Below are 24,880 nucleotides of genomic sequence, written 5' to 3'. Positions count from 1 at the left end.
ACTTAACTATATTAGGGGACCTGAATACGGGAGCAAAGGCACCCTTTGACAGGACCAGAAGCACCAATACCCGTGCTGGAGAGGGCTGATTCGCAGGGAGAAGGGGTCCTGACTCCGGTTTCTGAGGATAACTCGTGGTTTTTGTGGATAACTGGACCAAATGGGCGCGCCGCAGTCCCGTGTATGGGTACCTAAAACCCCCAAAGGTACCTGTTTCCGGTCTCGCGGAAATTCGCAAAGGAACCCGCTGCCGACTTGTCATGAGGTGCCTATCATGCGATTGTTGGCCAGTTTCAAAGAGGTCGAGCAGAATGGACCCGATTCCCAAAGACCGCCTGACGGGCGCATTACGGCGTGAAAGCGTCAAAAAGAACGTGGCGGCGATCCACGTATCCGGCAAGTTGTCTCTGTTGCAGCGAAAGCTGTCCAATGTGCTGTTGCTGAATGCCTATGATACGTTGACCTCTCAGGCCAGCCACAGGATTGATGCCCGAACCCTGTGCGCGATGATTGGGTATAACTCAAACGATTTCGATACATTGAAAGCCTCGTTGCGTGGATTGGCCGAGACGGTTGCGGAATGGGATATGCTGGACGAAGCGGGGCGGCAGGAATGGGGCGTTTCGGCGTTGTTGTCCTATGCCAAGCTGAAAGGGGGAATCTGTGAATATGCCTATTCCCCTGCGTTGGCAGAGAAATTGCATGACCCCAAGGTATTTGCCCTCATAAACCTCAATATCCAGCGGCAGTTCACCGGCGGGCATGCGCTGGCGCTTTATGAGAACTGCTTTCGGTTTGTGAATACCGGGTCAACCGGATGGTGGACGCTGGAGATCTTTCGTCGCCTGATGGGGGTGGATGACAGTGACTATTACAAAAGTTTCAAACACCTGAATGCCAAGATTATCAAACCCGCCGTGGCAGAGGTGAACAAGGTCAGTGATATCATCGTCACGCCGGAAACCCGAAAGATGGGGCGGGCGGTGACGGACATTCGTTTCCTGATCAAACGCAACCCACAGCTGACCATTCTGGATATTGATGATGGCAAGGGGCTGCGCAACACGGCGACCTATGACCGCCTGACCAAGCTTGGTGTGAGTGATCGCCTGGCGCGCCAGTGGATCGGCCAGCATGGGGATGTTTATGTGTCAGAGAAGATTGATCTGGTCGAGGCGCGGGATGGGGTGAAAAGCCCGGTCAAATACCTGTCGGCCGCGATTACCGAGGATTACCAGCCAACCGAAACCGGGCAGGGCAGGGCGGTCACGCCACAAACGCGTGCCCGCGGGGCCCGGATTGGGCGTGTGCTGGAGGTGGCCAACAAGCGTTCCCCTACACAAAAAGACGCTGATCGCCGCCTGTTCATGAGCCAATTGTCCGACCCGGATGCGCGGGATGATTTTGAACGGCATGGATGGACCTCGGCATTGAATGTCGAGGCGATCTTTGCCTTTTGGGAAGATATGGTGCCTGGCCTGTTCGAGGATCTGAGCAGCTGACCGAGATTGGGGGCGCTGCACTCAGGCGGCTGATGCGGTGTAAGAGGATTGTCGCAACGCGCAGGGCGTCACCTCATACACGGTGCGGAACCAGCGGGTCAGGTTTGATGTTGCGCCAAACCCCGTGGCAATAGAGATTTCACGCAGCGGCATGCTGGTCAGCGTGATCAGTTGATGCGCCCGTTCAAGCCGCAGGTTTCGATAAACGGTAAGGGGCGTCTCCCCTGTCAGATCCATGAACCGGCGCTGCAACTGCCGGGAGGAAATATTGTGCCGCTCCGCCAGCTCTTCAATCGCCAGGGGTTGCTCCAGATCCGCCTGCATCGTGTCTAATGCCGCGCAAATCAGGCGATCGCCCCCGGATTTTTGGCGGATCTTCAGGGCAAACTTGCTCTGGCTGCGCTCAAAGCCGGTTTCCAGCCCGATATAGTCGCCCAGAGCGCCCGCCACATAGTCGCCGTGACGATGGGCAAATTGTTTCAGCAACAGGGTCAGGGCGGCAAAGTTGCTGATGGCGCTGTCGATGCGGCCGGACGAGGCGTATTTCAAGCCGATATCACCGCAGATCAGGCCTTCCTCTTCCGCGGCGGCGAGGAAGTTCGGGTGAATGGCCAGGGGCAGGTTAGAGGCCTGACCGGACTGGCACAGCAGAAAGATGGCACCGCCAACGAGGACAGACCGCCCGGAAAGACGCAGGATCTGTTGGGCGCGGCCACGTTCCTCGCGCGAAAAGGACCAGCGAGACCGGATATCCCCCAGAAACAGGACGGTTCGGTCGCGCCAGTATAACGGGTCACTTGCAGGGCTGTCGGTAAGCGTATGGGTGTCGACAACATAAACGCTGTTCGGTGCCAGATCATTGGCCGCCGAGAAAAGGTCGTTGAACATCTGGGCGCTGGCTGCGTTTGCGCGGGCCGGCAGGATAATGTTCACGCGATGCATGGTCAGGTGGGCCGCGGGGGCGGGCAGGGCGGTCTCATTATCGAGAGCGGCGGGAGAAATCTGGTTCATTTCTGTCTCCTGCTTGGGGTCAGACCCCGCCAGCGAACTGGCGGGGCAGAGTGTTTTGGACGTGCCAGGCCTTACTCGGCTGCGTCTTCGTAGGCCTCCATCGGGGGGCAGGTGCACACGAGGTTACGGTCGCCATAGGCGTTGTCCACGCGGTTGACTGGGGACCAGTATTTGTCGACCCCCAGGGACCCGGCCGGGAAACAGGCTTCTTCGCGGGAATAGGGTCGATCCCAGTCCCCCACCAGATCACGCACCGTGTGCGGCGCGTTTTTCAGCGGGTTGTTTTCCGCGTCGATCTTGCCGTCGATGATGTCCTGCGCTTCACCGCGGATCGAGATCATGGCGTCGCAGAAACGGTCCAGCTCGTCCTTGGGTTCCGACTCGGTCGGTTCCACCATCAGCGTTCCGGCCACCGGCCAGGACATGGTCGGTGCGTGGAAGCCGCTGTCAACGAGGCGCTTGGCGATGTCGTCCACGGTCACGTGGCCCGCTTCGTCCAGCGGACGGGTGTCGAGGATGCATTCATGCGCCACCCGGCCCGTTTCAGAGGTGTAAAGGATCGGGTAGGCATCTTTGAGGCGCGCCGCGATATAGTTGGCGTTCAGGATCGCCACTTTTGTCGCTTGCGTCAGGCCAGCCCCGCCCATCAGCAGCACATAGGCCCAGCTGACCGGCAGGATCGAGGGCGAACCGAAGGGTGCGGCGGAAACCGGTCCAATGGCATCGTTCAGCTCCGGGTGACCGGGCAGATAGGGTTCGAGATGTGCACGCACACCGATCGGACCCATGCCGGGGCCGCCCCCACCATGCGGAATGCAGAAGGTTTTGTGCAGGTTCAGGTGGCTCACATCACCGCCGATCTTGCCCGGTTGGGCCAGCCCGACCATGGCGTTCATATTGGCGCCGTCGATATAGACCTGACCGCCAAAATCATGGGTGATCTGGCAGACCTCCTGGACGGTTTCTTCAAACACGCCGTGGGTGGACGGGTAGGTGATCATGCAGGCGGCCAGCTGTTCGGAATGTTCCGCAGCCTTGGCCTTGAAATCCACCACGTCGATATTGCCGTTCTCATCCGCTTTCACCGGCACAACCTTATAGCCCACCATCTGTGCGGTGGCCGGGTTGGTGCCGTGGGCCGATGTCGGGATCAGGCACACGTTGCGGTGTCCCTCCCCACGGGCCTCGTGGTAGTTGCGGATGGTCATGAGCCCCGCATATTCGCCCTGGGCGCCCGAGTTCGGCTGCATCGAGATCGCGTCATATCCGGTGATCTGGCACAGCTTGTCGCTGAGATCCTCGATCATTTCCTTATACCCAAGCGCCTGATCTTCCGGCACAAACGGGTGCAGGTTGGCAAATTCGGGCCAGGTGACCGGGATCATTTCGATCGTGGCATTCAGCTTCATCGTGCAGGACCCGAGCGGGATCATCGCGCGGTCCAGTGCCAGGTCACGGTCGGCCAGACGGCGCATGTAGCGGGTGATCTCGGCCTCGGCCCGGTTCTTGTGGAAAATCGGGTGGGTCAGATACTCGCTTTCACGCAGCGCATAGTCGGGCAGGCGATAGGCGCGGTTGGCGACACTGTCGTCTTTCTTGTCGATGCCAAAGGCGCCCCAGACCGCTTCGATGGTCTCGGCGCGGGTCTGTTCGTCCAGCGAGATACCGATGCGGTCGTCACCCACTTTGCGCAGGTTCACGCCACGGGCCACGGCGGCCTCCATCACGGTTTTCTGCAGCGGGCCAACCTTGATCGTGATCGTGTCGAAGAACACGGCCGGATCCACCTTGAACCCGTGCTCTTCCAGCCCGGCGGCAAGGCGCGAGGTCTTGCGGTGCACCGATTGGGCAATCGCCTTGATTCCGTCGGGGCCGTGGTAAACGGCATACATCGACGCCATGACCGCCAACAGCGCCTGGGCGGTGCAGACGTTGGAGTTGGCTTTTTCGCGGCGGATATGCTGTTCGCGGGTCTGCAGGGCAAGGCGATAGGCCTTGTTGCCGCGACTGTCGATCGACACGCCGATGATCCGGCCCGGCATGGAGCGTTTCAGCTTGTCGCTGGTCGACATATAGGCCGCGTGCGGACCACCATATCCCATCGGCACACCAAAGCGCTGGGTTGAGCCAATGGCGATATCGGCCCCCATCTCGCCGGGAGATTTCAAAAGCGCCAGAGCCAGAATATCTGCGGCAATAATCGCGATGCCCTTGTGTTCATGGATTGCGGCGATCTCGGCGGTGAAATCACGCACATGGCCGTAAGTGCCGGGATATTGGAAAATGGCCCCGAAATAGGCGCCGGGTTCCAGCTCGTCGGGGTCGGCCACGGTCACGTCAACCCCCAGCGGCTTGGCGCGGGTCTTGATCACTTCGATGGTTTGGGCGTGGCAGTTGCGGTCGACAAAGAAAGCGGCGGCGTTCGATTTCGACTTGCTGGCGCGTTTCGCCATTGCCATGGCCTCGGCCGCGGCGGTGGCTTCGTCCAGAAGTGAGGCGTTGGCCACGGGCAGCCCGGTGAAATCCGACACCATGGTCTGGAAGTTCAGAAGCGCCTCAAGGCGGCCTTGGGAAATCTCGGGCTGATAGGGGGTGTAAGCCGTGTACCAGGCCGGGTTTTCCAGAATGTTACGCAGGATCGGGGCAGGCGTGGTTGTGCCATAGTAACCCTGACCGATCAGAGAGGTCAGAACCTTGTTCTTGTCCGCCACCTGTTTCATGTGGAAAAGCGCGTCGCGCTCGGTCATTGCATCGCCCCAGTCCAGCGCGTCTTGCTGGCGGATGGAGGAGGGAACGGTGGCGTCGATCAGCTCATCAAGGGTTTTGAAGCCGATCACTTGCAGCATGTCGGCCATCTCTTGCGGCGATGGGCCGATATGGCGTCGATTGGCGAAATCATAGGCTTCGTAGTCGGTCAGTTTGAAAGCCATGCTGTGATCCTTTACGTGGGAGGGTCCCCCGCCGGGACGGGTCCGGCGGGGCCGTGAGTGGATGTGGTGGATTTAACCGATAAAGGCTTTGTAGCCGTCCAGATCCATCAGATCTTCCAGCTGCGCAGCGTCGGACAGTTTGATCTTGTAGATCCAGGCACCGCTTTCCGGGCTTTCGTTGAGCGAACCGGGGTTGCCTTCCAGATCCTCGTTCACTTCGACGACAACGCCGTCCACCGGAGCATAGATCTCAGAGGCGGCTTTTACCGACTCGATCACACCGATCTCATCGCCTTTTTCAAATTCATCATCGGCTTCTTTTTGCTCGATGAAAACAACTTCGCCCAGCTGGTCGGCAGCGTGTTGGGTGATACCGATCGTGGCGGTGTCCCCTTCAACGGTCAGCCATTCATGTTCTTCGGAATAATAGGTGGTCATAGGGACTCTCCTGTCTGGTAGTGGGGCGCGGCGGGAAAGGTAGTCGCCGCGCCGTTTTCAAAGCGTTAGCGTTTGTAGTTCTGCTGGACGAAGGGCAGGGCAACAATCTCAGCCGGTTGTGCCTTGCCGCGGATGATCAGATTGACCTTCTCGCCGGTTTCGCCATGTCCTTTGGCAACATAGCCCATGGCAACCGGACCACCAACCGTGGGGCCAAAACCACCCGAGGTGATCTCGCCGATGGTGTTGCCGTCAAGGTCCTGGATCTCCACATGTTGGCGAGCCGGTGCGCGGCCTTCGGGCTTGATGCCAACCAGTTTGCGGGCCGGTCCCTCAGCCAGTTCCTTTTGAACGCGATCAGCCCCCGGAAACCCGCCTTCTTCCTTGCGGCGCTTCTGGATTGCCCAGCTCAGGGACGCTTCGATCGGCGAGGTGTCATTGTCGATATCGTTGCCATAAAGGCAAAGACCGGCCTCAAGGCGGAGCGAGTCACGCGCGCCGAGGCCTGCGGGTTCACAATCCTCATGGGCAAGGAAAGCACGGGCCAAGTCGACGGCTTTGTCTTCCGGGATCGAAATCTCATAGCCATCTTCGCCGGTATAGCCCAGACGCGAGATGCGGCATTCGATGCCGTTTATGTCAGCCACGGTGGTTTCCATGAATTTCAGCTCGCGCGCAGCGGGGCACAGTTCGCCCACCACGTCTTCGGCCTTCGGGCCTTGCACGGCCACCAGTGCGCGGTCGAAGATCTCGGTCACTTCAACGCCGTCCAGATGGGCCTTCATATGCGGGATGTCCTGGTGACGCATCGAGGCGTTCACCACAACAAAGAAATACTCACCGGCGTTCGAGACGATCAGGTCGTCCATGATGCCGCCGTTTTCATTGGTGAAGAAGCCGTAGCGGGCCTTGCCCTCTTTCAGGGTCGCATAGGCCTGTGGGCAGATGGTTTCCAGCTTCTCGCCGATGTTTTCGCCTTTCAGGATCACCTGACCCATGTGGCTCACGTCAAAGAGGGCGGCCTTCTCGCGGCAATGCTTGTGTTCGCCCATGATCCCCATCGGGTATTGCACGGGCATATCCCAGCCGGCGAAATCAACCATCTTGCCGCCAAGTTCCACATGCAGGTCATAAAGCGGGGTGCGTTTGGGGGCATCGGTCATGTCAGTGCCTTTCCTCTGAGCGTCGGCGGGCCTGCCGCCAGTAATGTCGTGTAGGGTAGAGTGCCGATGGCCGGCACTCGTTGATTTTTGTCAGTCGCGCACAACGGTCACAGTGCAATGTGCGTTGCGCACCACGCGGGCCAGGTTCGGGCCGATTTCGTAATTCGGGAAATCGCCCTTGGACGAGGCCATGATAATGTGGTCAAAGCCTTCCTTATGGGCCAGCTTCAGGATCTCGCGGTAAATGCTGCCTTGCTGAATATGCACAGGCAGGTTTGCGGCACCATTGGCGGCCAGAATCGCTTCGATCTTGCCACGAACAAAGTCCTTTGCGCCAGAACCATAGCCTTCCGGCAGGTTTGGCAGCTGGATGATCTCGGGCACAACCTCAACCACATGCAGGCCAGCGCCGTAGAATTTGGCCTGTTCCAGCGCCAGCGGCAGAGCTTTTTTCCACGAGCGATCATCGGTGTGATCAATCGGCAAAAGAATTTTTGTCGCCATTGTCTTGTCTCCTTTGAAGGATGGAGAGGGGGGCCGGATTGGCTGGCCCCCCGGTGGTGGCTTACTCGGCAGGCTCTGACGTGCCGTTCTGATTGGCGAAATACTCTTTGGTGAGTTTCACCACGACCGGCGACAGAAGTGCCAGGGCAATCAGGTTCGGGATGGCCATCATGGCGTTCAGCGTATCGGCCAAGAGCCAGATAAAGCCCAGATCAGCGGTCGCACCGAAATAGATCATTACGATCCACAGCACGCGGTAGGGCACCAGGGCACGGGCGCCGAAGAAGAAGCCGACACATTTCTCGCCGTAGAACGACCAGCCAAGGATGGTGGTGAAGGCGAAGATCGACAGCGAAATGGCGATCAGCGATCCACCAATACCCGGCAGCGAGGTTTCAAAGGCCAGCGAGGTCAGAGCCGCGCCGCTTTCGCCTGAGGTCCAGGCACCCGACGAGATGATCGCAAGACCCGTGATCGAGCAGACGATGATCGTGTCGATGAACGTGCCCAGCATGGCCACCAGACCCTGGTTCACCGGGCTGTTGTTCGAAGCCGCCGCGTGGGCGATCGGTGCCGAGCCAAGACCGGCTTCGTTCGAGAACACACCACGGGCCACACCAAAGCGGATCGCCGCCCAGACAGCTGCACCTGCAAAACCACCGGTCGCGGCCGAGGGGGTGAAGGCATAGGTGAAGACCAGCGAAAGCGCATTGCCGATTTCAGAGATGTTGATCAGCAGAACAAGCAGACCAGCGAGGATATAGCTCACCGCCATGAACGGCACCAGCTTACCGGCCACCGCACCAATGCGGGTGATGCCGCCGAGGATCACAGCTGCGGTCAGCACCATCAGGATCACGCCGGTGACCGACGTGTTCACGCCGAAGTTCGAGTCCAGCACCTGCGCCACGCCGTTGGCCTGCACACCGTTGCCGATGCCGAAGGCGGCAATCGCGCCAAACAGTGCAAAGGCCGGCGCTAGCCAGTACCACTTCGCCGACAGGCCGTTTTTGATGTAATACATCGGGCCGCCCACATAGTTGCCCAGTTCGTCAGTTTCACGGTATTTCACCGCGCAGACGGCTTCTGCGTATTTGGTGGCCATACCGACAAGTGCGGTCATCCACATCCAGAACAATGCACCCGGACCACCAAGGAAGACGGCGGTCGCAACACCGGCAATGTTGCCGGTGCCGATGGTGGCCGACAGGGATGTCATCAGGGCGTTGAAGGGGCTGATCTGTCCTTCACCCTGGGCTTCGCGGCCCTGAAACAGCATCTTGAAGCCCGTGCCGACCTTCAGGATCGGCATGAATTTCAGCATCACCTGAAGCAGAAACCCTACCCCAAGAATCAGGACCAGCATCAGCGGCCCCCACACGACGCCATTGATGGCACCTACGATATCGTTCAACGCTTCCATGGTTTCCTCCCCATTGCGTTTATCCCGCCGCGCCAATAACGGCCTGACCCGTTTGGCGCGGTTTAGTCTGGTTCATGTGTCGCTTTTGGGGGCCAGAGCGGCGTCTTTTCCCCAACGTCACGTGAAGCGCGTTCCTTATAGGAAACTTTTCCATAATAGGCAACAAAAGTATGCCAATGTGCACATATCGGGATTTTGACATGTGAAGTGCGCACGGATAGGCTTTTAGAAAATAGGGAGAAAAGTGCCGATGGAGTGGATTCCACGCGAGGAAAACATCGCAAATGCGGATGCAGAACAGGCCCCGGATGGTGAGGTTCTGGGCAAAATGATTCGAGAAGCGCGCAAAGAGAAAGGGCTGACACTGGAAGAAGCCGCAGGGGCGGCCGGTATTGGCAGATCGACCCTGTCCAAGATCGAAAACAACCAGACAAAGCCCAGTTTCGATATCATTCGCCGCCTGATGCAGACGTTGGAATTGGAAACCCCACAGCTTTTCGTGCAATCCGCCAAGTCCGATATCTCGGGGCGCCGTGACTTTACCTCCTCGGGCAAAGGCGAACACAAGGAAACGCGCACCTATGACCATGAACTCCTGTGCAACGAACTGACGTCAAAACGCATGGTGCCCTATATCTCGACCATCAAGGCGCGCGAGGCAGCTGATTTTGATGGCTGGGTGCGTCACAGCGGCGAAGAGTTCATGTTTGTCCTCTCCGGTGCGCTGACACTTTATACCGAACATTACCGCCCTTTGCAGATGGGGCCGGGTGACAGTGTCTATTATGACAGTGGGATGGGGCATGGCTGCGTGTCGACCAGCGAAGAAGATGCCAAGGTGCTGTGGGTGTCGCTGCAAGACTGAGCAGGGCATCCGGTATACCGAAGGATGCGGGGGGCGCATCCTGCCCGCCACCTGTCGCAACCTGCTGCTTGCGCGTCCGGTATTCTGATAGGTTTCGTCAGACGTGAAACCGGGATGACCAGCGGGGATGATCCATGAATGATCTGTGGGATGGGATGATGCAGGCCGTGTGGCTTCTGATCTCGCTTGACCGCGATCTGGTCGAGATCACTTTGCGCAGCCTTGCCGTCACCTGTTCCGCCGTGGTGATCGCATCGGCCATCGCCCTGCCGCTTGGCGCGTTGCTGGCGGTGCGCCGGTTCCGACATCGCCGTCTGACCATCGCGGTTCTGAACGCGCTGATGGGTCTGCCCCCCGTGGTTGTAGGGCTGATCGTCTATGTGATCTTTTCACGTTCCGGCCCTCTGGGGGTCATGGGGCTGCTGTTCACGCCAACCGCCATGATCATTGCGCAGGTCATCATCATCGTGCCGCTGATTGCGTCGATCACGCAGCAGGCGTTGCGAGAGCTTTGGTCTGACTACCGCGATCTTCTGATCTCGCTGAACACATCCCTGCCGCAGCGCCTGGGCACGCTGTTGTGGGATGGACGTCGCGCCCTCCTGACGGCCGCGCTGGCGGGGTTTGGTCGTGCGATTGGTGAAGTGGGGGCGATCATGATTGTGGGCGGCAATATCGACCACCACACCCGGGTGCTGACAACCGCCATTGCGCTGGAAACCGGCAAGGGGGAGTTTGCCATGGCGCTTGGGCTGGGCTTTATCCTGATTGGCCTGGCCATCGCGGTGAATATCGCCATCCACACCCTTAGCCATACCGAACAGGAGGGACGTTGGTGATGTCATCCCAATCCCTCTTTCCGATCGACGCCCGCGCGGTCACCGTGCGCCGTCGGGGCCGAAACCTGATCGGTCCGCTTGACCTGACCGTAGAGGGGCAGGGGGTCACGATTGTCCTTGGTCCAAACGGGGCCGGCAAGACCACGCTTCTGCGGGCGCTACATGGGATCGAGCGGCTGAGTGGCGGACAGATCACCTATGGCTGCCCGCGGCCCGATGCGCTGGCCGCCCAGGCATTTGTCTTCCAGACCCCGGTGATCATGCGGCGCAGTGTGCGCGAAAACATGTCCTATCCGCTGGCCCTGCGCAAAATGCCCAAGGCGGACATCGCGGCACGGGTGGAAGAGGTGGCGGATCGGGTCGGTCTGAGCTTTGCCCTGAACCGCCCCGCTCGGGTCCTGTCGGGCGGCGAACGCCAGAAGCTCGCCCTTGGTCGCGCCCTGACCCTGCGACCGGAGCTTTTGTTTCTGGATGAACCCTGTGCCTCGCTGGATGGTCGCGCCACCCGTGAGATCGAGGATGTGTTGCAGCATGAGATTGCTCGTGGCCGCCGGATCATCATGTCGACCCACAATCTTGGCCAGGCCCGCCGTCTGGCCCAGGATGTCTGGTTTGTCCACAAAGGCCAGATCCATGAGGCGGCCCCGGCGGAGCAGTTTTTCAACACCCCCGCCACCGAAGCGGCGCGGGCATTCTTAAACGGAGATATTGTCGAATGAAGAAGATCCTGACGGGGTTTTTTGCCCTCCTGCTGCTGACGGGGCTGGCTCAGGCGGACAGTATGAAGATGGCGGTCACCACCTCATTTCATAATTCCGGTCTGGCCGAGGTGCTGTTGCCGGAAATTCAGAATGATCTGGGGCTTGAGGTGCAGCTTCTGGTCGTGGGGACCGGGCAGGCGCTGAAGCTTGGTCGGGCAGGGGATGTGGATGCCATCCTCGTGCATTCGCGCAAATCCGAAGAGGCGTTTGTGGCTGAGGGCTTTGCCCCTCATCGCACCGAGATCATGTATAACGACTTTGTGCTGATCGGCCCGAAATCCGACCCGGCGCAGATTGCCGGCGCCAACAGTGCCGCGGATGCCTTGGCGCGTATTGCCAAAGCCGAGGCGCCTTTCGTCAGTCGCGGCGATGATAGCGGCACCCACAAAAAGGAACGCAGCCTCTGGGTGGCAGCCGAAGTGGCCCCTGCCGGGGACTGGTATCGGGAAGTGGGGGCGGGCATGGGCGCGTCGCTCAACACCGCTGCCGGGATGGGGGCCTATATCCTTTCGGACCGCGCCAGCTGGCTGAACTTTGCCAATAAGGCCGACCAGGCGCTTCTGTTTGCAGGGGACAAGGTTCTGTTCAATCAATACGCCTATTTGCCGATCAGTGCGGAACGCCACCCGCATGTGAAATCTGAACTGGTCGCCAAACTTGAGGCTTGGCTGGTCTCGGACCGGGCAAAAGCCCTGATCGACGGCTATCGCCTGTCGGGTGAACAGCTTTTCACCTTCAATGCAAAGTAACGGCGGGGGCGGAGGATGAGCCTGCGCCCGCCTATTTCGTAATGACCCGAAATTTTTGCCCAAACCCTTAGGGTTTGGGCTTTGCCCTGAAAAGGGCAGCGCAGGCGCCGCCTCAGATCAATTTGATCTTGTCGCTCTCGCCTAAACCCGTCACTCTCCGCACATGTTTTTGCGCCTGATCAAATCCCTTATGGCCCTTGCGCTTCCCGTGTGCTTTGCGGTGCCATCCGTGGCCGGTCAGGTCACAATCTTTGCCGCGGCCAGCCTGAAAACCGCGTTAGAGGATCTTGCGCCGGTTTTGGAAAATGCCACCGGGCATGAGCTGACCCTGTCTTTTGCCGGCACCTCGGCGCTTGCGCGGCAGATCGAGTATGGCGCCCCTGTTGATATCTTTATTTCCGCCAATCCCGACTGGATGGATTATCTGGAGGCCAAAGGTCTGACCCAGCCCACCAGCCGGACTGACCTTGTTGGCAACCGGCTGGTCCTGGTGGGGCAGGGCGGGGCGGCTGATCTCAACAACAGTTTCGACTTTGGTGCCCGCCTGAAGGGAGGGCGGCTTGCCATGGCGCTGGTTGATGCGGTGCCTGCCGGTATTTATGGCAAGGCGGCGCTGCAATCGCTGGGCAAGTGGGAAGCACTGATGCCGCAGGTTGCGCAGGCCGACAATGTGCGCGCTGCCCTTGCCCTCGTGGCACAGGGGGCCGCTCCGCTGGGGATTGTCTATGAAAGTGACGCAAGTGCCGAACCACGCACCCCTGTTATCGGTGTCTTCCCGGCAGACACGCATCCGCCGATCCGCTATCCGGCGGCCTTGACCCTGGGCGCAGCCGGTGACGCGCGCGAGGTGCTCGATTGGCTGATGGGTCCTGTTGCGCAGGATGGTTTCCGAAGCCACGGGTTTCAGGTTCCGGGGCAGGGGATGCAATGATGGACTGGCTTGGGCCACAGGAATGGGACGCGGTGCGCCTGTCGCTCAAGGTTGCCTTCTGGGCAACGCTTCTGGCCCTGCCGCCGGGTGTGCTGGTGGCGTTGCTCCTCGCACGAGGGCAGTTTTTCGGCAAACAGATCTTGAACGGGCTGGTGCATCTGCCGCTGGTCATGCCGCCGGTGGTGACAGGGTATCTGCTGTTGGTGGGCTTTGGTCCCAACGGGCCTTTGGGCTGGCTGTTCGGACAGATTGGTGTGGTGTTTGCGTTCCGCTGGACCGGGGCCGCCCTGGCCGCGGCCATCATGGGGTTTCCTTTGATGGTGCGGGCCATCCGCCTGTCAATCGAGGCGGTGGATCGCAAGCTGGAACAGGCCGCGTCGACCCTTGGGGCCTCGCAGGTCATGGTGTTTTTCACCGTCACCTTGCCCTTGATCCTGCCCGGCCTGCTGACCGGTGCAATTCTGGCCTTCGCCAAGGCGATGGGAGAGTTCGGCGCCACCATTACCTTTGTGTCCAACATTCCCGGTCAGACCCAAACCCTGCCATCGGCCATTTACGCGTTCTTGCAGGTGCCAGGTGGAGAGGCGGCGGCCACGCGCCTGGTGGTGATCTCAATCGCCATCGCGATGGTCGCTCTTGTCGCCTCGGAAGTGCTGGCGCACCGATTGGCCAAACGGATCGGGGGCGAGGATGCTTGACGTCTGGCTGAAACACCGGTTTTCCGGCTTGGATCTGGACCTGGAATTTACCGCTCCGGATGGGCTGACCGTGCTTTATGGGGCGTCTGGATCCGGCAAGACAACTGTCGTGAATGCGGTGGCAGGTCTGTTGCGCCCGGATCAGGGTCGGGTTGTGGTTGGGGACGAGGTGCTGGGCGATACGTCGCGCGGGATCTGGCTGCCGCCACACAAGCGCGGGTTGGGCTATGTGTTTCAGGAAGCGCGGCTGTTTCCGCACCTGACCGTGCGCCAGAACCTTGCCTACGGGGGCTGGTTCGCTCGCCGTCCCTCGGCGCCCGACACCGTTGCCAGCTTTGATCAGGTGGTCGACATGCTGGGTATTGCCCCGTTGCTGACCCGTCGTCCCGCCAGCCTCTCGGGCGGGGAAAAACAGCGTGTTGCCATAGGGCGTGCCTTGCTGGCCCGTCCAAGATTGCTTTTGGCGGATGAGCCCCTCGCGGCGCTGGATCAGGGGCGGAAATCTGAAATTCTGCCCTATTTCGAACGGCTGCGGGATGAGATCGCGTTGCCGATCCTCTATGTCTGCCATGCCCCCGAGGAAGTCGCGCGTCTGGCCACCACCGTTGTGGCGCTGGATCAGGGGCGGATCCTCAAAGTGGGGCCAGCAGAAGATGTGCTGGCAGATCCGGGCTTTACCCCGCAGGGCCCGCGCGCCGTGGGCGCCATTTTGCGGGCGCAGGTGGCTGTTCAGCACGAGGATGGCCTGACTGAGCTGGACGCAGGAGGTGTGCCGCTTTTTGTCCCGCATATCCAAAAACCTACCGGGAGCAGGCTGCGCCTGCGCATTGCCGCCCAGGATGTGATCCTGGCCCGGGACCTGCCCGGTGATATGTCTGCGCTCAATGTCTTGCCGGGCGTGATTGATGAGCTGCGTGTAGGGGATGGTCCGGGGGCCATCGTGTCCCTGACGACCCCCGCAGGAAAACTCCTGGCCCGGATCACCCGCCGGTCCGCCGACTCCATGCAGCTTGCACCGGGACAGCCCATGAACGCGATCGTGAAAACCGTTGCCATCGCTCCCGAGGATGTGGGGCGTTAACCTCCCCTTTTCCCTTTGCTCCAAATATCCCGGGGTGAGGTCCCGCTCACAGAGCGGGATCGAGGGGCAGCGCCCCTGCCGCATTGCGGCTGGAAAAACAGCCGAGCGAAGCGAGGCCACCCCCAAGCAGTGGCGATCCTCACAGAGGATCAGTCGCACGCGGGAGCATCACCGCCGTCGGGAAAAATGCCGGGGTCCTGAGTGGGTAATCATATCCATCGACAATGTGTGATCCATATTGCGCATTCGGTGACGCAGCATCTGTCGGGACATGCGTGCGAGATCCGCCGCGTAAGAGGGGTTGCGCGCCACATTCTCAGTCTCGCCATTTGCGCGATGGTCAAACAGGATCGGGTCCAGCGTTTCGGCTGCAAATTCAATCAGCGTCAGTTGCTCGTCACGCAGGATCGACAGGTTGGACGTGCTGGGATCTGTTCCGAGCTCGCGTTCCCACCGGGTTGGGTGTTCGGGATCCGCGAAATCCAGTTCTGAGAAGGAATAGCGCCGCCAATCCGATGGGATATCGCCTTGGGCCAATGGCAGGAGTGAGCGGCCATCAACGGAGTTTGGCACCTCCTGTCCAACCCAGTCGAGGATCGTGGGCATCAGGTCGATCGACTCGGTGGGCTGGGAAACCCGCTCTCCTGCCCGCTCGTCATTTCCCGGAAGGCGTATGATCAATGGGGTATGATAGGCCGCGTCATGCAAAGTCATCTTCCCCCAGAGGTGATGATCCCCCAGCATTTCTCCGTGATCAGCGGTCACGATCAGCAATGTGTCGTCATATTGTCCGCTGTCTTTCAGGAACTGAACGACCCGTCCGATGTGATGATCTACCTCGGTGGCCAACCCCAGATAAACGGCGCGCAGGGTCTGGATGGCCTCGTCCGTCGGGGACAGGTCAGGGAACCCTTTGACAAAATCCGCCACGGTGCTGCTTTTCTGAGCGGGGGCAAAATACGGGTGCAGGGCCGCGTCCCTTTCAGCGCTGTCCAGCCGGTTGGGCAGGGGCAGCCCGGCCGGGTCATACATGTCATTATAGGGGGCAGGTGCCACCAGCGGAGGGTGGGGGCGAATATAGGTCAGATGCGCAAACCAGCCCTGTTTTGCATAGGCATCCATCGTTTCCAGAAACCGGCCGGTCAGAAACGCCGTATCGCTGTGTTCGGCCTTGTAAACTGCGGGATCATTCAGCTTTGGGGGTTTGCCGCATGGGGAGACCGGTTTGTAAAGATCCCAGTAATCGTCAAACTGATACCCGTTGCGGATCAGGTAACTCTGCCACGGCAGCGATTGTTCCAGACGCATTTCGAGCATCTCGTGAAACCCGGCCATCGGGTATTCATAGCTTTGCACCGCGGGATCGTTGGGGTGGTGAATGCGTGGGTCGCCGGATGTGTCGGTATACCCAAACAGCATCGGCAAATACCCCGCCTTGCGCATCTCCGTCGCCACATTGGGCGTGTCATGGCGCAGCGGGGTGCCATTTCGGACCGAGCGGTGGTTCATCGAATATTGCCCAGTCAGGATCGAGGCACGTGACGGTCCGCACGGGTTGACCACCGAAAAATGGCGTTCGAATGAAACGGCATCCTCCATCAGGCTGCGCAGGTTGGGCAGATCGACATGATCTGCCATCGCGCCACTCACGCAATCTGCGCGCAACTGGTCGATGATGATAAAGAGCACGTTCTTGCGGGGCGGTGTCTGGGCTGTCATGGGTTTCCCGATCGGTAATGACCTCTGTTCCCTCTGAACAGGTCGCATATCTGTGCTGGCGTCAAGATTGGAGTGTGGCTCGCGCGTCTTCACGGCGCGGGAAAGGATGATTTCGGTTTGCCACGAATCAGCCTGATCCTGCCAAAGGGTGGCCGGGGAAATTCAATTCAGGTGTCGCAAAACTGTGATCTCCCCGTGGAAAAACGAGGTTTCGTTGCTCCGTGACAAGAGAAGGAGGGAAATGCTACGCTCAGCTCTAGGGCCAATTGGACCGAAAAAGGATTTTCAATTGGCGCTATCCGTTGTGCCGGAAATTACCAAAACTAATGACACAATCAAAAAAACAAATCCAACGGGAGTTTGTCATGACAACCAAACAGAACCTTACCCGCCGCTCGGTGCTGAAGGGTGCGACCACAATGGGGGCCGCTGCTCTGGCATCGCCGCTCTATGTGAAATCTGCCCTGGCCTCGTCGGGTGAGATCAATATCCTGATGTGGTCGGATTATCTGCCACCCGAGTTCATCGCGGGTTTCGAGGCTGAGACCGGCATCAAGGTGAATTATACCGGGATCGGGTCGAACGAAGAGATCATCAACAAGATGAAGGCCACCAAGGGCCAGGGGTTCGACATCGTTTCGCCGACCAACAACCGGTCCCTGCAATGGGGCCCGCTTGAGCTTCTGAAACCGTTTGACCTGAACAAGGTCAACCTGGATGCGGTCAACCCGGCCATGTCGAAGATCGGCACGGATGCATGGGACTTTGGCGGCAACGGGGCACATTGGCTGCCGCATATCTGGGGCACCGAAGGGATTGCCTATCGCACCGACAAATGGCTGCCGGCGGGTGATGCGCCGAGCTATGGCGATGTCTGGTCGGAAGAGAATGCCGGCAAGACCATGGGGCGTGCGCATTCGATGATGCTGGGTGCCGGTCTTTACATGGAAGCGTCTGGTGAGATGGAGCCGGGCTCGATCTGGGCTGCCTACAACGATGAAGAAACCATGCGCAAAGTCTGGGGTCAGGTGGCGGATTGGTGCATTGCACGCAAGTCGCGCATCAAACTGATCTGGAACGATGCCGACACCCAGAAAAACGGCCTGCTGAACGAAGGAGTTGTGGTTGGCCAGACCTGGGATGGTCCGCCTCTGGCGCTGAAATCAGCAGGTGAGCCTGTGCATTACCAGGCGCCGGTCGAAGGGGCGATGGCCTGGGTCGACGGCATGTCGATGCCAATTGGCGCGAAAAATGAAGAGCAGGTTTATGCTTTCGTCGACTACGCCTATCGCAAGGAACCGGCCGGTAAGGCGATTGACAGCCACGGCTACAACTCGCCGGTGCTGGGTGCCGACACCTATTCGGGCGACACCTATAAAAAGAACTTTGCCGAAGCCTATCCTGGCGACAGCCTGGCGAACCTGAACCCATGGCCGGCTGAGGCCCCGTGGTATGCGGATGTCCGCACCGAGTTCGTCAACAAGTTCAAGAGCGCCTGATCGCTCAGACGTATCGGCCCTGCCTTTGACGGGCAGGGCCAACCAACCGTTTTCAACAGGCTCAGCTGTCAACCCTTCACGAGGGACCGAGAGAGCTATGTGCCAATGAGGAGAAGCCATATGAGTGCCGGAGTAGGCGTCGATCTGGAAAACCTGTGGATCCGCTTTGGGGACTTCGTCGCCGTGCGCGATGCCAATGTGAACATCAAAGGGGGCGATTTCTTTTCGTTCCTCGGGCCATCGGGCTGTGGCAAGACCACCATCCTGCGGGCGGTATCGGGTTTTCTTGACCCCAGCGAAGGCAATGTGCTGATCGGTGGGAAAAACATGAAGGGCATCGGGCCGAATAAACGCCCGACCGCCCTGATCTTTCAGAACCTCGCGCTTTTCCCACTGATGAAAATCTGGGAAAACATTACCTTCTCGATGGAGATCCAAGGTGCCAGCGCGCGGGAGCGCCGCAAGCGTGCCGATGAGCTTCTGGACATGATCGCGCTGCCGGGGCAGGGCGACAAACTGCCATCCGAGCTGTCGGGTGGCCAGAAACAGCGTGTGGCAATTGCCCGTGCGCTTTGTGCCGAACCGGATGTGCTGCTTCTGGACGAACCGCTGTCAGCCCTTGACCTCAAGCTGCGTCAGCATATGCGCACCGAGCTGCGGGAGATCCAGCAGCGGGTGGGGATTACCTTTATTTACATCACCCATGACCAGGGTGAAGCTCTGACCATGTCTGATGATATTGCGGTGATGCGGGCCGGTGTGATCGACCAGATTGCGGACGGTAAGACCATCTACAATGACCCGGCCACCGCCTTTGCGGCCAGCTTTGTTGGTGAGAACAATGTCTTCCGCGGCAAGGTCAGCAAAATCATCGGCAATGAGGCGCTGATCAGCACCAACCGCTCAGGCGAACTGCACGCGCGGATTTCCACCGCCAATCAGGGAAAGTTGCAGGTTGGTGACGATGCCATGATGTTCATCCGGCCAGAGGCACTTTCGCTGGCACCCACCGGCACCACGGGGGACCATTTCGTGACCGCGCAGGTGACCCATGAGGAGTTTGAGGGCAACACCTATAACATCTTCACCGAGGGCGATGGCGGCAAGGAGATCAAGATCTCAATCCCCAATCTTGGCCAGTCGTTTGACGATCACACCGGCCAACCCATTACGCTGGAATATGACGTCAACAACGCGGTTGTTGTGCCTGCCGGCGAACTGGCAAGCGAGTAAGGGGGACAGATATGCCTGGCTTCCTGAAAGAATTTTTCAATCGCAACGGCACGCTTATGGGGTCGATCATGTTGGGGCTTGTCCTCTTCTGGGTCGTGGGCCTGATCATACTGCCCCAGCTGTCGATGCTTGATTTCTCGTTCCGGCCCAACCTGCCCCCCCCGGAGATCGGCGGGCCAAAGGATGTCTATACGCTGGAGAACTACAAATACCTGATCTATGGCCCGGAAGGCGGGTCGCAGGATTACAATGCGGTGGACCTGAAAGTGTTCTTCCGCACGCTGGTGGCTGCGGTCTGTGTGACCGTCTTCAACCTGCTGTTCTGTTATCCGATCGCTTATTATCTGGGGCAGAGCAAAGGCAATCACATTCGCATCTTCGCCCTGATGCTGATCATTCCCTACTGGATCAATGAGATCCTGCGGGCCTTTGCCCTGCGGATCATTTTTGGCGAAAGCGGGGTGCTGAACACGCTCCTTGTGGGGTCCGGGATCTTTGACACGCCGTTTGATTTTATCCGCAATGACATCGCGCTCTATGCCGGTCTGGGCTATGCCTATATCCTGTTGATGATCTTCCCGATGTATAACGTGATCGAAAGCCTTGATGGCAATCAGATCGAGGCCGCCCGTGATCTGGGTGCGCCCTGGTGGCGGATCCATTGGCGGGTGGTCATCCCTTACGCCAAACCGGGGATCAGCTCGGGCTGCACCATGGTGTTCATGTTGTCTGCCGGTGCGCTCGCGGCGCCGCAGATCCTTGGCGGTCCTTCGTCGCTCTGGTTCACCCAGTTGATATACCAGCAGTTCAACGACAACTCTGACTGGCCACAGGGGGCGGCCTACGCAATTGTCCTTCTGGTCACCTGTATTCTGCTGGTTCTGGCAGTGATGCGCCTGTTCAAAGTGAACATGGGGGATATCGGCAAATGAGCTCTGATAAAATCATCCGTATCTCGATCTGGATCTATCTGGGCATCTTCTTCGCCTATCTGCTGGGTCCGTTGATCATCATGTCGATGACGGCGTTCAATTCGCCGACATTTCCCAGCATGACACCATGGGAGTGCCTGACCTTCGACTGGTTTGGGGTTCTGTTTCAGGATGAACGTATCCTTACGGGCATCTGGAACTCGATCCTGGTGGGCGCTGGCACGGTGATCCTGTCGGTGTCGATGGGGCTGGCGGGGGCGCTGATGCTGACCCAGATCTGGCCAAAACTTCGGGCCACCTACTACACCATTATCATTGCGCCAATCCTTATTCCCGGCGTGGTGCTGGGGATCTCGACCCTGGTGTTCTGGGATCGCATCAACCGGATGCTAGGGCTGGGGGCGGACAGCTTCCTGTCAAACGGGCTGTTTCTGACCATCATCGGTCAGTCCACCTTTATCGCCAGCTATTGCATGCTGGTGCTGGTGGCCCGTCTGCAGCGTTATGACACGACGCTGACCGAAGCGGCACTGGATCTGGGGGCCACCCATGCCCAGGCCTTCCGCAAGGTGATGCTTCCGTTCATGTTCCCGGCAATTGCCTCGGCCGCGGTGCTGGCGTTCCTCGCCTCGTTCGAGAACTACAACACCACCACCTTCACCTTCGGGGAATACCCGACGCTGACCATCGAACTGGCGCAGAAAGTGCGTTACGGCATCAACCCGTCAATCTCGGCCCTGGCCTTTATGATTGTCGCCCTGACCGTGATTTTTGCCCTGATCAACGAGGCAAATATCAAGCGCAAGGCCCTGGTTGCCGAGGCGCGCAAGGATGCCACTGTAAGCGAGCTGGCCGGCAAGGTCGAAGTGCCCGGTATCATCAGCCGCAACCCGGCTGCGATTGCGCTGATCGTGGTGCTGCTTGGCATGGCTTCGGTGATTGGCTCTGCGATGGCCTATAGCCCCGATCAATGTATCGCCGGTGTGCAGGAGCAAAAGCGCCTGGAAACCGAGCGCCGCATTCAGGAGCTGCGCGACAAACGCGCCAAGGAAGCTGCTGAGAAAGCCCAGCAACAGGGCGGGGCAGGGGCGCAAACGGCACCGAAACCTTCGAACAACTCGGGGTTTGGGAACGTGTTTGCACCAAACACCCTGGGTGGCGATGAAGGCAGCAATGGGGAAGAGGCCGCCCCGTCAGATAGTGGTGGCAACAACTCCGGGTTCGGAAATGTGTTTGATCCAAACGCACTGAATTCCGACGGGAACTGATCCTCTAAAGCGTTTCGAGATTAACTTGAGTCACAAGTTGATTTCGAAACGCCCGCAACATTAGTAGGTTTCGAGTGTTTCGCCTCATTATTGTGTCTCAATAATAAGGCGAAACACTTTAACAAACCAACAAAACGGCCCGCCCTGAGCGGGCCGTTTTTTGTCAGGTGGTTTTGGAACCTGTCACTTTTCTGTTTCATACTTCATTTATTCATGAAATATGGAAGCCTTAGAAGAGGACCACCTTATGGACAAATTGCAGATCGAACGCCTCACAGCTTTGGGACATGCAGGCCGCATGGCGCTGTATCGCCTGCTGGTGCGACGCTATCCAGATTATGTCGCGTCGGGCGATCTTGCTGAAATTCTGGGTCAGCGAACCAACACCATGTCAGTCTATCTGGGAACTTTGCTTCGTGCCGGTCTGATTGAACAGAAGCGCGAGGGCCGCAGCCAGCTTTACCGCTTTGACCCGGAGGGGGCCGATAGTCTGACAAGCTATCTTTACAAGGATTGCTGCCGGGGGCGCCCAGCCAATTGTGCGGTGCCGGAGATCTTTTCTCCGCCGCGGGACAAGCAGAAAGTTCTGTTCCTCTGCACCGGAAATTCGGCCCGCTCAATCATGGCAGAGGTGATTCTGCGCGACCTTGCAGGCGGGCGGTTTGAGGTCCGTTCCGCAGGCACCCGACCCGCCGTGGCGCTGAATCCGGTTTGTTTGCAGATTTTGCAGGACAAGGGGCATGACGTGACGGGGTTGCGTCCCCGGCACCTGTCCGACCTGAAGGACGAGGTGTTCGACTTTGTGTTCACCGTCTGTGACCGGGCTGCAAATGAAGATTGTCCGAGCTGGCCGGGTTTGCCAGTGACGGCCCATTGGGGGGTGCCGGATCCGGCAACTCCGCAAAACCACGCCACCCCAGCCGAGATGTTGCTGGGGTTTCAGCGGGTATATGGCGAACTCCATCGCCGTCTGACCCTGTTTGCGGCACTTGATGTCCATGCGCTGGACCGCCTGTCGCTGCAAAACGAACTTGATGAAATTTCCCAGTCTGGAGAAAAGAAATGACCACCTACGCGATCAATGGCCTGGGCCGGATGGGCAAACTTGCCCTGCGCCCGCTTCTGGAACGCGGCGCAAAAATTGCCTTTCTGAACGATGCGGTCGGCGACCCCGAGATGCATGCGCATCTGTTGGAATTCGACACGGTGCATGGCCGTTGGCCCGCGGCGTTTTCCCACGACGCGGACAGCATCACCATCGACGGCACCCGCCTGCCGGTGACCTGCACCCGCAATCTGGAAGAGCTGCCTTTGCACGGCGTTGACGTGGTGATCGACTGCACCGGCGCCTTCAAAACCGCCGAGAAGCTTGCGCCCTATTTCGCGGCAGGTGTGAAGAAGGTTGTGGTCTCAGCTCCGGTCAAAGAAGACGAAGCCGCCAATGTCGTGTTCGGTGTGAACGATCATATCTATGACGCCGACATCCACCGCATCGTCACCGCAGCCAGCTGCACCACCAATTGCCTCGCGCCCGTGGTGAAAGTGGTTCTGGACAATTTCGGCATCAAACACGGATCCATGACCACGATCCACGATGTGACCAACACGCAGACCATCGTCGATCGCCCGGCAAAAGATCTGCGTCGTGCGCGTTCTGCCCTGAATTCGCTGATCCCCACCACCACCGGCTCGGCCAAGGCGATCACCCAGATTTTCCCGGAGCTGACCGGCAAGCTCAATGGCCACGCGGTGCGGGTGCCGCTCTTGAATGCCTCGCTGACCGACATTGTGTTTGAGCTGGAGCGTGAGACCACGGCCGAAGAGGTGAACGCGGCCTTCAAAGCTGCCGCCGACGGGCCGCTCAGGGGCATTCTGGGCTATGAGGAGCGCCCGCTGGTGTCCACCGATTACACCAATGATGACCGCAGTTCGATCATTGATGCGCTCTCGACCATGGTTGTGAACGGCACCCAACTGAAAATCTATGCCTGGTATGACAATGAATGGGGCTATGCGATGCGTCTGGCGGATGTGGCCCTGATGGTTGGGAAATCACTGTGACACAACCTGCGGAACGGCCCACCGGCATGGCGGCCTATATGGCCGTTACCGCCGCCTATTGGGCTTTCATGCTGAGTGATGGCGCGCTGCGCATGTTGGTGCTGTTGCACTTTCACACGCTGGGGTTTTCGCCGGTTGAGCTGGCCTATCTCTTTGTTTTGTATGAGATCGCAGGGGTCATCACCAACCTGTCTGCGGGCTGGATCGCCGCGCGATTTGGTCTGACATCGACGCTATATGCGGGGCTTGGGCTTCAGATCATCGCCCTTCTGGCGCTGACACAATTGGACCCGACATGGACCGTCACCCTGTCCGTTGCCTATGTGATGCTGGTGCAGGGCGCGTCCGGCGTGGCCAAGGATCTGGCGAAAATGTCGTCGAAATCGGCGGTCAAACTGCTCGCCCCTACCGAAGGGGATGGGCTCTTCCGTTGGGTTGCTGTGCTGACTGGGTCGAAAAACGCGGTAAAAGGGCTGGGCTTTTTGCTGGGCGCGGCGCTTTTGGCGCTCGCCGGGTTCAACTCGGCCCTGCTTGGCATGGCCGCTGTGCTGGGCGTGATCCTCGCAGCCATTATGGCAAAAATGCCCACGGGTCTGCCAGCCGGGCGCAAAGATGCCAAATTCCGAGAGGTCTTTTCCAAGAACCGCAATATCAACTGGCTCAGCTTCGCCCGCGTCTTCCTGTTCGGTGCGCGGGATGTGTGGTTTGTGGTCGGCATCCCGATCTATTTCCATGCTGTTTTGTCAGATGGCAGCTCCAAAGGGGATCACAGGGCATTCTTTCTGGTGGGCGGGTTCATGGCGCTCTGGATCATCTTCTACGGCGTGGTGCAGGCCAATGCGCCCCGGCTGTTGCGGGCCAAGGCGCGCGGGGCAGGGGAGTTGACCCGGCTGGCAACCCGCGCGGTCGCATGGCTTGCATTGGTGCCTGCGGTGCTGGCATTGGTGACCTACCTGGCGGGATCCCCCGCGATGTGGCTCACCCTCACTCTGGTGGTCGGACTTTTGCTCTTTGGTGCGCTCTTTGCGCTGAATTCGTCCCTGCATTCCTACCTGATCCTCGCCTTTACGGATGAAAAACGGGTCACGATGGATGTGGGGTTTTACTATATGGCGAATGCGGCCGGGCGGCTGATTGGCACAGTTCTGTCCGGGGTGAGCTACCAGCTCGGCGGTTTGCCTGCCTGTCTGGCCGTGGCCGCCCTGATGCTGGGTCTGTCGGCGCTTGGCGCGGCACGATTGTCGCCACAACAGACCGCCTGAAAACGCCCCGG

Annotated in this window: 22 protein-coding genes; 15 read left to right on the top strand and 7 right to left on the bottom strand. The window is 59.2% G+C overall.

Annotation, left to right across the window (positions count from 1 at the left end; genetic code table 11):
- Positions 1-311: 311 nt before the first annotated feature.
- The gene (locus K3J57_RS15805) at positions 312-1,502 is read left to right on the top strand and encodes a replication initiation protein (protein WP_259777501.1); all 1,191 of its coding nucleotides are present in this window, start codon (positions 312-314) and stop codon (positions 1,500-1,502) included.
- A gap of 21 nt (positions 1,503-1,523) precedes the next feature.
- Here K3J57_RS15805 and K3J57_RS15800 read toward each other — a convergent pair whose 3' ends face one another.
- From K3J57_RS15800 to K3J57_RS15775, 6 genes are all read right to left on the bottom strand, one after another.
- Positions 1,524-2,513, bottom strand: a complete 990-nt coding sequence (locus K3J57_RS15800) for a helix-turn-helix domain-containing protein (protein ID WP_259795066.1) — start codon at positions 2,511-2,513, stop codon at positions 1,524-1,526.
- Positions 2,514-2,584: 71 nt separating this feature from the next.
- Entirely contained in the window at positions 2,585-5,443 is a 2,859-nt protein-coding gene (gcvP, locus tag K3J57_RS15795) for an aminomethyl-transferring glycine dehydrogenase (RefSeq protein ID WP_259797869.1), read from the bottom strand.
- Between the two features lie 72 nt (positions 5,444-5,515).
- Positions 5,516-5,881: a glycine cleavage system protein GcvH gene (gene gcvH / locus K3J57_RS15790; protein WP_173485117.1), complete on the bottom strand. Its 366-nt coding sequence runs from the start codon at positions 5,879-5,881 to the stop codon at positions 5,516-5,518.
- A 65-nt stretch (positions 5,882-5,946) separates the two neighbouring features.
- Complete coding sequence (gene gcvT / locus K3J57_RS15785) at positions 5,947-7,044, bottom strand: glycine cleavage system aminomethyltransferase GcvT (protein WP_259797867.1); 1,098 nt, start codon at positions 7,042-7,044, stop codon at positions 5,947-5,949.
- A gap of 90 nt (positions 7,045-7,134) precedes the next feature.
- Positions 7,135-7,548 (bottom strand): universal stress protein, encoded by a 414-nt coding sequence (locus K3J57_RS15780; RefSeq protein WP_173485115.1) that lies wholly within the window; start codon positions 7,546-7,548, stop codon positions 7,135-7,137.
- 61 nt (positions 7,549-7,609) lie between these two features.
- On the bottom strand, positions 7,610-8,971 hold the full coding sequence (locus tag K3J57_RS15775) for an alanine/glycine:cation symporter family protein (RefSeq protein ID WP_259795061.1): 1,362 nt from the start codon (positions 8,969-8,971) through the stop codon (positions 7,610-7,612).
- A 250-nt stretch (positions 8,972-9,221) separates the two neighbouring features.
- Between K3J57_RS15775 and K3J57_RS15770 the strand changes: the two genes are divergently transcribed.
- From K3J57_RS15770 to modC, 7 genes are all read left to right on the top strand, one after another.
- On the top strand, positions 9,222-9,836 hold the full coding sequence (locus tag K3J57_RS15770; protein ID WP_259795059.1) for a helix-turn-helix domain-containing protein: 615 nt from the start codon (positions 9,222-9,224) through the stop codon (positions 9,834-9,836).
- A gap of 134 nt (positions 9,837-9,970) precedes the next feature.
- Positions 9,971-10,675 carry an ABC transporter permease gene (locus K3J57_RS15765; protein WP_173485113.1) on the top strand — a complete coding sequence of 235 codons (705 nt, stop codon included), beginning with the start codon at positions 9,971-9,973 and terminating at the stop codon, positions 10,673-10,675.
- A complete protein-coding gene (locus tag K3J57_RS15760; protein ID WP_259797866.1) occupies positions 10,675-11,394 on the top strand; it encodes an ATP-binding cassette domain-containing protein in 720 nt (239 codons plus the stop codon). The genes K3J57_RS15765 and K3J57_RS15760 overlap by 1 nt, the downstream gene beginning before the upstream one ends.
- Positions 11,391-12,185 carry an ABC transporter substrate-binding protein gene (locus K3J57_RS15755; protein ID WP_055191065.1) on the top strand — a complete coding sequence of 265 codons (795 nt, stop codon included), beginning with the start codon at positions 11,391-11,393 and terminating at the stop codon, positions 12,183-12,185. Before K3J57_RS15760 ends, K3J57_RS15755 begins: the two co-directional genes overlap by 4 nt.
- Before the next feature lie 163 nt (positions 12,186-12,348).
- A complete protein-coding gene (modA, locus tag K3J57_RS15750; protein ID WP_259797865.1) occupies positions 12,349-13,116 on the top strand; it encodes a molybdate ABC transporter substrate-binding protein in 768 nt (255 codons plus the stop codon).
- Positions 13,116-13,814, top strand: coding sequence for a molybdate ABC transporter permease subunit (gene modB, locus K3J57_RS15745; RefSeq protein WP_055191069.1), 699 nt, complete (start codon positions 13,116-13,118; stop codon positions 13,812-13,814). The genes modA and modB overlap by 1 nt, the downstream gene beginning before the upstream one ends.
- Positions 13,807-14,895, top strand: coding sequence for a molybdenum ABC transporter ATP-binding protein (modC, locus tag K3J57_RS15740; protein WP_259795051.1), 1,089 nt, complete (start codon positions 13,807-13,809; stop codon positions 14,893-14,895). The genes modB and modC overlap by 8 nt, the downstream gene beginning before the upstream one ends.
- A 168-nt stretch (positions 14,896-15,063) precedes the next feature.
- Here the strand turns inward: modC and K3J57_RS15735 are convergent, their stop codons facing one another.
- Positions 15,064-16,614, bottom strand: a complete 1,551-nt coding sequence (locus K3J57_RS15735) for an alkaline phosphatase family protein (protein ID WP_259795047.1) — start codon at positions 16,612-16,614, stop codon at positions 15,064-15,066.
- A gap of 365 nt (positions 16,615-16,979) precedes the next feature.
- On the opposite strand from K3J57_RS15735, the gene K3J57_RS15730 reads away from it, so the two are divergent.
- From K3J57_RS15730 to arsJ, 7 genes are all read left to right on the top strand, one after another.
- Complete coding sequence (locus K3J57_RS15730; RefSeq protein WP_259787175.1) at positions 16,980-18,113, top strand: ABC transporter substrate-binding protein; 1,134 nt, start codon at positions 16,980-16,982, stop codon at positions 18,111-18,113.
- A gap of 120 nt (positions 18,114-18,233) precedes the next feature.
- Entirely contained in the window at positions 18,234-19,346 is a 1,113-nt protein-coding gene (locus K3J57_RS15725) for an ABC transporter ATP-binding protein (protein WP_259787174.1), read from the top strand.
- An 11-nt stretch (positions 19,347-19,357) separates the two neighbouring features.
- Positions 19,358-20,278: an ABC transporter permease gene (locus tag K3J57_RS15720; protein WP_173485105.1), complete on the top strand. Its 921-nt coding sequence runs from the start codon at positions 19,358-19,360 to the stop codon at positions 20,276-20,278.
- Positions 20,275-21,546, top strand: a complete 1,272-nt coding sequence (locus tag K3J57_RS15715; protein WP_259797864.1) for an ABC transporter permease — start codon at positions 20,275-20,277, stop codon at positions 21,544-21,546. Before K3J57_RS15720 ends, K3J57_RS15715 begins: the two co-directional genes overlap by 4 nt.
- A 247-nt stretch (positions 21,547-21,793) precedes the next feature.
- The gene (locus K3J57_RS15710) at positions 21,794-22,612 is read left to right on the top strand and encodes an arsenate reductase/protein-tyrosine-phosphatase family protein (RefSeq protein ID WP_259797862.1); all 819 of its coding nucleotides are present in this window, start codon (positions 21,794-21,796) and stop codon (positions 22,610-22,612) included.
- Positions 22,609-23,607, top strand: a complete 999-nt coding sequence (locus tag K3J57_RS15705; protein WP_259797861.1) for an ArsJ-associated glyceraldehyde-3-phosphate dehydrogenase — start codon at positions 22,609-22,611, stop codon at positions 23,605-23,607. The genes K3J57_RS15710 and K3J57_RS15705 overlap by 4 nt, the downstream gene beginning before the upstream one ends.
- A 26-nt stretch (positions 23,608-23,633) precedes the next feature.
- A complete protein-coding gene (gene arsJ, locus K3J57_RS15700) occupies positions 23,634-24,869 on the top strand; it encodes an organoarsenical effux MFS transporter ArsJ (protein WP_259798000.1) in 1,236 nt (411 codons plus the stop codon).
- The last annotated feature ends 11 nt before the right edge of the window (positions 24,870-24,880 follow it).

It is taken from the genome of Aliiroseovarius crassostreae, from assembly GCF_025137635.1.
Classification (GTDB): domain Bacteria; phylum Pseudomonadota; class Alphaproteobacteria; order Rhodobacterales; family Rhodobacteraceae; genus Aliiroseovarius; species Aliiroseovarius crassostreae.
This window is presented reverse-complemented; position numbering and strand designations above follow the sequence as displayed.

Coding starts and splice junctions, on each gene's coding strand:
- gcvP (WP_259797869.1), bottom strand. CDS start 5,443: ATGGCTTTCAAACTGACCGACTACGAAGCCTATGATTTCGCCAATCGA.
- arsJ (WP_259798000.1), top strand. CDS start 23,634: ATGGCGGCCTATATGGCCGTTACCGCCGCCTATTGGGCTTTCATGCTG.
- modB (WP_055191069.1), top strand. CDS start 13,116: ATGGACTGGCTTGGGCCACAGGAATGGGACGCGGTGCGCCTGTCGCTC.
- K3J57_RS15805 (WP_259777501.1), top strand. CDS start 312: ATGGACCCGATTCCCAAAGACCGCCTGACGGGCGCATTACGGCGTGAA.
- K3J57_RS15710 (WP_259797862.1), top strand. CDS start 21,794: ATGGACAAATTGCAGATCGAACGCCTCACAGCTTTGGGACATGCAGGC.
- K3J57_RS15780 (WP_173485115.1), bottom strand. CDS start 7,548: ATGGCGACAAAAATTCTTTTGCCGATTGATCACACCGATGATCGCTCG.
- K3J57_RS15720 (WP_173485105.1), top strand. CDS start 19,358: ATGCCTGGCTTCCTGAAAGAATTTTTCAATCGCAACGGCACGCTTATG.
- K3J57_RS15755 (WP_055191065.1), top strand. CDS start 11,391: ATGAAGAAGATCCTGACGGGGTTTTTTGCCCTCCTGCTGCTGACGGGG.
- K3J57_RS15715 (WP_259797864.1), top strand. CDS start 20,275: ATGAGCTCTGATAAAATCATCCGTATCTCGATCTGGATCTATCTGGGC.
- K3J57_RS15770 (WP_259795059.1), top strand. CDS start 9,222: ATGGAGTGGATTCCACGCGAGGAAAACATCGCAAATGCGGATGCAGAA.
- K3J57_RS15775 (WP_259795061.1), bottom strand. CDS start 8,971: ATGGAAGCGTTGAACGATATCGTAGGTGCCATCAATGGCGTCGTGTGG.
- K3J57_RS15725 (WP_259787174.1), top strand. CDS start 18,234: ATGAGTGCCGGAGTAGGCGTCGATCTGGAAAACCTGTGGATCCGCTTT.
- gcvH (WP_173485117.1), bottom strand. CDS start 5,881: ATGACCACCTATTATTCCGAAGAACATGAATGGCTGACCGTTGAAGGG.
- K3J57_RS15765 (WP_173485113.1), top strand. CDS start 9,971: ATGAATGATCTGTGGGATGGGATGATGCAGGCCGTGTGGCTTCTGATC.
- modA (WP_259797865.1), top strand. CDS start 12,349: ATGTTTTTGCGCCTGATCAAATCCCTTATGGCCCTTGCGCTTCCCGTG.
- K3J57_RS15705 (WP_259797861.1), top strand. CDS start 22,609: ATGACCACCTACGCGATCAATGGCCTGGGCCGGATGGGCAAACTTGCC.
- K3J57_RS15800 (WP_259795066.1), bottom strand. CDS start 2,513: ATGAACCAGATTTCTCCCGCCGCTCTCGATAATGAGACCGCCCTGCCC.
- modC (WP_259795051.1), top strand. CDS start 13,807: ATGCTTGACGTCTGGCTGAAACACCGGTTTTCCGGCTTGGATCTGGAC.
- K3J57_RS15760 (WP_259797866.1), top strand. CDS start 10,675: ATGTCATCCCAATCCCTCTTTCCGATCGACGCCCGCGCGGTCACCGTG.
- K3J57_RS15735 (WP_259795047.1), bottom strand. CDS start 16,614: ATGACAGCCCAGACACCGCCCCGCAAGAACGTGCTCTTTATCATCATC.
- K3J57_RS15730 (WP_259787175.1), top strand. CDS start 16,980: ATGACAACCAAACAGAACCTTACCCGCCGCTCGGTGCTGAAGGGTGCG.
- gcvT (WP_259797867.1), bottom strand. CDS start 7,044: ATGACCGATGCCCCCAAACGCACCCCGCTTTATGACCTGCATGTGGAA.